General features: G+C 39.9%; 9 protein-coding genes. 4 read left to right on the forward strand and 5 right to left on the reverse strand.

The window, feature by feature from the left end; all coding sequences use genetic code 11:
* Window positions 1–237 precede the first annotated feature (237 nt).
* The 4 genes from QZ565_RS07110 (at window position 238) to QZ565_RS07125 (ending at window position 2,459) form a co-directional block, all read left to right on the forward strand.
* Window positions 238–834 carry a hypothetical protein gene (locus QZ565_RS07110; protein WP_049502153.1) on the forward strand — a complete coding sequence of 199 codons (597 nt, stop codon included), beginning with the start codon at window positions 238–240 and terminating at the stop codon, window positions 832–834.
* A gap of 2 nt (window positions 835–836) precedes the next feature.
* Window positions 837–1,061, forward strand: a complete 225-nt coding sequence (locus tag QZ565_RS07115) for a helix-turn-helix transcriptional regulator (protein WP_042769224.1) — start codon at window positions 837–839, stop codon at window positions 1,059–1,061.
* Between the two features lie 276 nt (window positions 1,062–1,337).
* The gene (locus QZ565_RS07120; RefSeq protein ID WP_295527518.1) at window positions 1,338–1,547 is read left to right on the forward strand and encodes a hypothetical protein; all 210 of its coding nucleotides are present in this window, start codon (window positions 1,338–1,340) and stop codon (window positions 1,545–1,547) included.
* A gap of 108 nt (window positions 1,548–1,655) precedes the next feature.
* A complete protein-coding gene (locus QZ565_RS07125) occupies window positions 1,656–2,459 on the forward strand; it encodes a peptidylprolyl isomerase (RefSeq protein WP_265477682.1) in 804 nt (267 codons plus the stop codon).
* 54 nt (window positions 2,460–2,513) lie between these two features.
* On the opposite strand, the gene QZ565_RS07130 is transcribed toward QZ565_RS07125, so the two are convergent.
* The 5 genes from QZ565_RS07130 to sodA form a co-directional block, all read right to left on the reverse strand.
* Complete coding sequence (locus tag QZ565_RS07130; protein ID WP_000025406.1) at window positions 2,514–4,055, reverse strand: ABC-F family ATP-binding cassette domain-containing protein; 1,542 nt, start codon at window positions 4,053–4,055, stop codon at window positions 2,514–2,516.
* 1 nt (window position 4,056) lies between these two features.
* Window positions 4,057–4,539 (reverse strand): VanZ family protein, encoded by a 483-nt coding sequence (locus QZ565_RS07135; protein ID WP_295527526.1) that lies wholly within the window; start codon window positions 4,537–4,539, stop codon window positions 4,057–4,059.
* Window positions 4,539–5,624, reverse strand: a complete 1,086-nt coding sequence (gene rlmN, locus QZ565_RS07140) for a 23S rRNA (adenine(2503)-C(2))-methyltransferase RlmN (RefSeq protein ID WP_000804766.1) — start codon at window positions 5,622–5,624, stop codon at window positions 4,539–4,541. The genes QZ565_RS07135 and rlmN overlap by 1 nt, the downstream gene beginning before the upstream one ends.
* 20 nt (window positions 5,625–5,644) lie before the next feature.
* The gene (locus QZ565_RS07145; protein WP_261116362.1) at window positions 5,645–6,175 is read right to left on the reverse strand and encodes a YutD family protein; all 531 of its coding nucleotides are present in this window, start codon (window positions 6,173–6,175) and stop codon (window positions 5,645–5,647) included.
* 156 nt (window positions 6,176–6,331) lie between these two features.
* A complete protein-coding gene (gene sodA / locus QZ565_RS07150; RefSeq protein WP_295527532.1) occupies window positions 6,332–6,937 on the reverse strand; it encodes a superoxide dismutase SodA in 606 nt (201 codons plus the stop codon).
* Window positions 6,938–7,074: the final 137 nt, after the last annotated feature.

Raw genomic sequence — 7,074 nt, forward strand, 5'->3', positions numbered from 1 at the left:
CTAGATTTTCCAAAAATTCTTAATCATCAAATATTATTAACGAAACTATCCAAACCAAATCCGATGCATTACTTCAAAGAATTCTTTAGTTGTTTGACTATCAAGGGCTTTTATTAAAAAATTTTTTCAAATAATTGCCACCTTGGCACATAAATTCTTGCTTTCTAAATTTGAATGTGATATATTTATAACATAAAATTTAAGTGTTATATATTTATAACAAAAAAGGAGTCTATCATGAAAAAAAGTCAAAAAATGCATGGCCTCATTGCAATGATTGCCGTAGCTCTCTTTATTGATTTTATTGTTTTATTTGGTTCTAATCTTAGTTGGGGACCCAAGTTAGTTATTACTGGTATTTCAGTGCAATGTCAAATTGTAGCTATTTGGAGCTGGCTACATATGAAACTATGGTCTCATAAAAGTCAGAAAGGTAAGGGAAAGATTATTTTTGACTTGTCTGCTAAGCTTTACACGATACTTTTGTTTGCAGCAAGTATTTTTTATACATTAGGAATTTGGGTTGCGACCCCAAGCGAAAGTTCTGGTATTAAAGAATGGATTTTGGGAATTGGCCTCGTTATTGAAGTGATTTTATTTGCTTTTTTCTGTTTGAAAAATGTCAAGGAAACTCCGGACGAACGCTTTTATGCTAATTTAGCCAAGGCAGCTAGCTTGATGTTTGTTTTTATACTAGGCGCACTGATGATCCTAGCAGTTATCATTGGGTATATGGGGTCTCTCACTCTTTACATGGGACAGATATTTTTTAGCATAGCTGCCTTGATTTGCATCTTTGCGGTTGTCTATCTTATCTTGGAACGGAGAGGATAAGTATGGCCAAAGAAAGCAATATTATTACTAATCTCAAATCTGTTCGTGAGTCCACAGGCATGACCCAGCAGGAGTTAGCCGACCTCATCGGCATGCGACGCGAGACAATTCTGCACTTGGAAAATAATCGTTACAATCCTTCGCTGGAAATGGCTCTTAAAATTGCTCAAGTTTTTAATCTGAAAGTAGAAGACCTCTTTGAACTCAGACAGAAAGAGGAAGCATAATTCTTTTCGAGACCTAGTATTAAGTTCATTGATTCATTAGGAATTGAAGCCAAAAGAAAAAATCCTTTGAAAATGTGCTCTTTTAAAATATAGTAATTCTTTCGAATTAACGTTTACTAATTGTGATGCCTTACGAGCTTTCTTAATACCTGGTTCTCTAAATACTTTGAGTAGACTTATGATATTGATTCCCCTAAACATCTAAAAAATCTGGTAGAAAAAGGTTATACTGTCATTGAAACTGCTTTTGATTCACTCGACCATCTGAATGCTACAATGAAAAAGAATATTTTGAAAAGCAAGGAAATTACAGGACTTTCTAAGATGAAGGCTGCAGATCTGGACCAAGCCCTTCATGACAACTTTTCAGAAGAAGAATTAGCATGTCACTTTTCAATTCGTGGCTACAAATTGACTCCAAAGGGGGAGCAGATACTAGAACAGTACCAGGAAATTATTGACCGTCATCCAAAGAAAAATCTCTAATCAAGCGATTTTGGGGTTGATTTTCTCTAAAACTGTCTTGTCACTAATATTTGAAATCCCCTTCCTTTTAGGGTACAATGGTAGAAATGAATTTTTGAAAGGATCAGAATGAAAAAACTAGCAACCCTTCTTTTACTATCTACTGTAGCCCTAGCTGGATGTAGCAGCATCCAACGTAGTCTTCGTGGTGATGATTATGTAGATTCAAGTCTTGCTGCTGAAGAAAGCTCTAAAGCAGCTGCTCAATCTGCCAAGGACTTAAACGATGCTTTAACAAATGAGAATGCCAATTTCCCTCAACTTTCTAAGGAAGTTGCTGAAGATGAAGCCGAAGTGATTCTCCACACAAGTCAAGGTGATATCCGTATTAAACTCTTCCCTAAACTGGCTCCTCTAGCGGTTGAAAACTTCCTCACTCATGCCAAAGAAGGCTACTATAACGGCATTACCTTCCACCGTGTTATCGATGGCTTTATGGTCCAAACTGGAGATCCAAAAGGGGACGGTACAGGTGGTCAGTCCATCTGGCATGACAAGGATAAGACTAAAGACAAGGGAACTGGTTTCAAGAACGAGATTACTCCTTATCTATATAACATCCGTGGTGCTCTTTCTATGGCTAATACTGGTCAACCAAACACCAATGGTAGCCAATTCTTCATCAACCAAAACTCTACAGATACCTCTGCTAAACTCCCTACAAGCAAGTATCCAAAGAAAATCATAGAAGCCTACAAAGAAGGGGGAAACCCTAGTCTAGATGGCAAACACCCAGTCTTTGGTCAAGTGATTGATGGTATGGATGTTGTAGATAAAATCGCTAAAGCCGAAAAAGATGAAAAAGACAAGCCAACTACTGCTATCACAATCGACAGTATCGAAGTGGTGAAAGACTACGATTTTAAATCTTAAAAACCAAAAAATACAGTATCCACATTCGATACTGTATTTCTTTTACTCTCATTCTTAAGTTAAATTATTAAAATCCCAGATTTGGTCCATCCAGCCTTCATAAAAGTCTGGCTCGTGGCAGACCATAAGGATAGATCCCTTGTATTCTTTTAGGGCACGTTTGAGTTCATCCTTGGCATCCACATCCAGGTGGTTGGTTGGCTCGTCCAACACTAAAACGTTATTTTCACGGTTCATCAGGAGACAGAAACGAACCTTGGCTTGTTCCCCACCTGACAAGACCTGAATTTGACTTTCGATATGCTTGGTTGTCAGACCACAACGGGCAAGGGCCGCCCGAACTTCTGCTTGGTTGAGAGCTGGAAAGGCATTCCAGACAGCTTCAAGAGGAGTTTGGCGATTACCACCTTCTACTTCCTGTTCAAAATAACCGAGTTCTAGGTAGTCACCGCGTTCCACTTCCCCAGCGATTGGTGGGATAATTCCCAAGAGAGACTTCAAGAGAGTTGTTTTCCCGATACCATTTGCCCCGATAATAGCAACCTTTTGATTGCGTTCAAAGGTAAGGTTTAAGGGCTTGGTAAGTGGACGGTCGTAACCAATCTGTAAATCCTTGGCTTGGAAGATAAAGCGCCCTGGCGTACGAGCTGGTTTGAAATCAAAGGATGGTTTTGGTTTCTCACTTTGCAACTCGATAATATCCATCTTATCCAATTTCTTCTGACGAGACATGGCCATGTTTCGAGTTGCAACACGTGCTTTGTTTCGGGCAACAAAGTCTTTGAGGTCGGCAATTTCTTTTTGCTGACGTTCGTAGGCCGCCTCCAGCTGAGATTTCTTCATGGCATAGACTTCTTGGAACTGGTAGTAGTCACCAGAATAACGCGTCAGCTGTTGATTTTCCACATGATAGACGATATTGATAACGTCGTTCAGGAATGGAATATCGTGCGAAATAAGGACAAAGGCATTCTCATAGTTTTGGAGATAGCGCTTAAGCCAGTCAATATGCTCAGCATCCAAGTAGTTGGTCGGCTCGTCCAAAAGCAAGATATCGGGCTTTTCAAGGAGGAGTTTAGCTAAAAGCACCTTGGTTCTTTGCCCACCTGACAAAGAGGTCACATCCGTATCCATACCAAAGTCCATGACACCAAGGGCGCGCGCTACTTCGTCAATTTTGGCATCCAAGGTATAAAAATCACGACTCTCCAGACGGTCTTGGAGTTCTCCCACTTCTTCCATGAGAGCATCAACATCCGCTCCATCTTCAGCCATTTCCATATAGAGATCATTGATACGGGCTTCTGCTTTGAAAAGCTCATCAAAGGCTGTACGGAGAACATCACGCACCGACTGTCCTTCTTCCAAGACAGAATGTTGATCTAAGTATCCAGCAGTCACATATTTAGACCACTCAACCTTCCCTTCATCTGGCAACATCTTACCAGTCACGATACTCATAAAGGTTGATTTTCCTTCACCATTAGCACCGACCAGACCGATATGTTCTCCCTTGAGGAGACGGAAGGACACATCTTCAAAAATTGCACGGTCACCAAAACCGTGACTCAGATTTTTTACTTCTAAAATACTCATTTTAATTCCTTATCTTGTTTTTATGTAATTGTTTATAGAGGAACCAAGCCAGATAGCCACCCAAGGTATTGGTCCACAAATCATCAATTTCAAAGACGCGATTAAAATCAAAGAAAAAGTCCAAGACTAACTGCGTACACTCAATTCCAAAACTCACTAGAAAACTAAAAAGTAGCACCTTTTTTGTTTTCCGCAAGTTTGGAAGGAGATAAAGGAGTTGGAACACCAAAGGAAAAAGCAAGAAGACATTGAGGATATTTTGTAAAAAAATCCAAGATAATTGTCCCACATCACTCACTTGGCCCAGTTTCCAGAGAGAATTGAAAGGAGTCAAAAGAAAAACCAGGCGTCCAAGATGCTGAATACCTGGAGTTTCCACTCCCACGGGAGAATGTCCTTGAGGAGTAAAGCAAAAATAGACAATGCAAATGCTATAGAAAATGACTCCCCATACTAAAATATGATTATAAGTTTTCTTCATCATTAAGGATTGACTGCTGCGACTGCTTTCTGGCGGTCACGTTTCATTGTGTTAGAGCGCAATTGTCCACAAGCTGCATCAATATCTGTACCATGTTCTTGACGAACCACACAGTTGACCCCCTTTTTCTTAAGCGTATCATAGAAGGCCAGGACGCGCTCTTTAGGACTACGGCTATATTGGTCATGCTCACTAACTGGGTTATAAGGAATCAAGTTTACATAAGACAATTTCTTGATGTTCTTGAGCAATTCAGCCAATTCCAAGGCTTGTTCTACACCGTCATTTACTTCATTGAGCATGATATACTCAAAGGTTACACGACGGTTGGTTGTCTCAATGTAGTACTCAATAGCAGCAAAGAGTTTTTCAATTGGAAAGGCACGGTTAATCTTCATGATGCTTGAACGCAGTTCATTGTTAGGTGCGTGAAGGGAAACGGCAAGATTGACTTGAACTCCTTCATTAGCAAAATCACGAATTTTATGGGCCAAACCTGAGGTTGAAACCGTAATGTGACGAGCACCGATGGCCATTCCCTTGTCATCATTAATGGTACGAACGAAATTCAAAACATTGTTGTAGTTATCAAAGGGCTCACCAATTCCCATGACAACGATATGGCTGACGCGTTCATCCTGACCACGCTCATCAAAGTATTTCTGAACCAGCATGATTTGCGCTACAATTTCCCCATTATTGAGGTCACGTTGTTTCTTAATTAAACCAGAGGCACAGAAGGTACAACCGATATTACAGCCGACCTGAGTGGTCACACAGACTGACAAACCATAGTGCTGACGCATCAGTACAGTCTCAATTAGCATACCATCAGGCAATTCAAAAAGATATTTAACTGTCCCATCAGCAGATTCTTGAACGATACGCTGTTTCAAGGGATTGACCACAAACTGCTCATTAAGCTTAGCAATCAAATCCTTGGAAAGGTTGGTCATCTCTTCAAATGACTGGACACGTTTACGGTAAAGCCATTCCCAGATTTGATCTGCACGGAATTTCTTTTCTCCCTGCTCCAATACCCATTCCTGCATGGTTTGACGTGTTAAACTATAAATTGACGGTTTCATTTCTTCTCCTTATTCTCTACTCACTTCTGACGAATGACAAAATGACGTTGTCCCTTATCCTCTTTCTGAGAATGCTGGTCTTTCTGACGACGTCTATTTTTCTTATCTGCATTCGGTTTTCGTTTGGTTTGAGCCGGTTTCTTTCCTTTTCTAGAAGACGGTTCTTCTTCCTTCTTACGCATTTTCTTGTCAAATGATGCTCGCTTAGGGGCTTCATTTTCTAGGACAAAATAGGCACAACCATAACTACAATACTCTAAAAGGTAGTCTTGTAAACGACTGATTTTTTCAAGTTTTTCTTCTGTTCGTTCATCCTTGTAAAAACCGCGTAGGCGAAGTTGTTCGTTACTCCAATCTCCCACGATATAATCAAACTTGGTTAAGACTTCTGAAAAACGCTGATTAAAAGCTGTCACATCGAAGGCATCCTTGCTATTTTCCACCAAGGAAAAAGCGATCCCTTCCGTTTCGACCTTGTCCCCGTGTAAATGGAACTCAGGACCAGGAAACTTGTTATAGTTGTATAATTCAGGTGCAATTTCTTTTCGCATAGATATCCTTTTTCCACGATTACTTAATACTTTATTCTACCATAATTTCTAGCAGTTAGCACGTTTCTCATAAAAATGAAAAAAGTCTGACGATTTTGTCAGACCAAAATAATATAACCTTAAAAAGAGAAGAACAATTCTTCCCTCCAACTATCATTATTTAGCTGCTGCGTACAATTCATCTACTTTGTTCCAGTTGATCACTGAGAAGAAAGCTTTGATGTAGTCAGGACGCACGTTGCGATATTTCACGTAGTAAGCATGTTCCCAAACGTCCAAGCCCAAGATTGGTTTTTTACCTTCTGAGATTGGTGTGTCTTGGTTTGCTGTTGAAGTCACTTCAAGTTTACCTTCTTTGTTGACAACCAACCATGCCCATCCTGAACCAAAACGAGTTGTTGCTGCTGCAGTGAAGGCTGCTTGGAATTCTTCAAATGAACCAAATGTTGCATCGATTGCTGCTGCAAGTTCTGCTGATGGAGCTGTTTTCTCAGGAGTCATCAATTCCCAGAAAAGAACGTGGTTCAAGTGTCCACCACCATTGTTGATAAGCGCTTGACGGATATCAGCTGGGATAGATTCTACATCAGCAAGCAAGGCTTCAAGATCTTCACCGATTTCAGGGTGTTTTTCAAGAGCTGCATTAGCATTGTTGACATAAGTTTGATGGTGTTTGTCATGGTGCAAGTGCATTGTTTCCGCATCGATGTATGGTTCCAAAGCGTCATATGCATATGGAAGATCTGGTAAAATAATAGCCATCTGTAATACCTCTTTTTCTTTCTATATGAAAATGATAACGCAAACATTCACTTTTTTCAAGTTTTTTGCTTATAGATGAAGAAATCACTGAAATACTTTCTAATAATACTCTTCAAAAATCTCTTCAAACCGCGTCA

Source organism: uncultured Streptococcus sp. (genome assembly GCF_915066115.1).
Taxonomy (GTDB): Bacteria; Bacillota; Bacilli; order Lactobacillales; family Streptococcaceae; genus Streptococcus.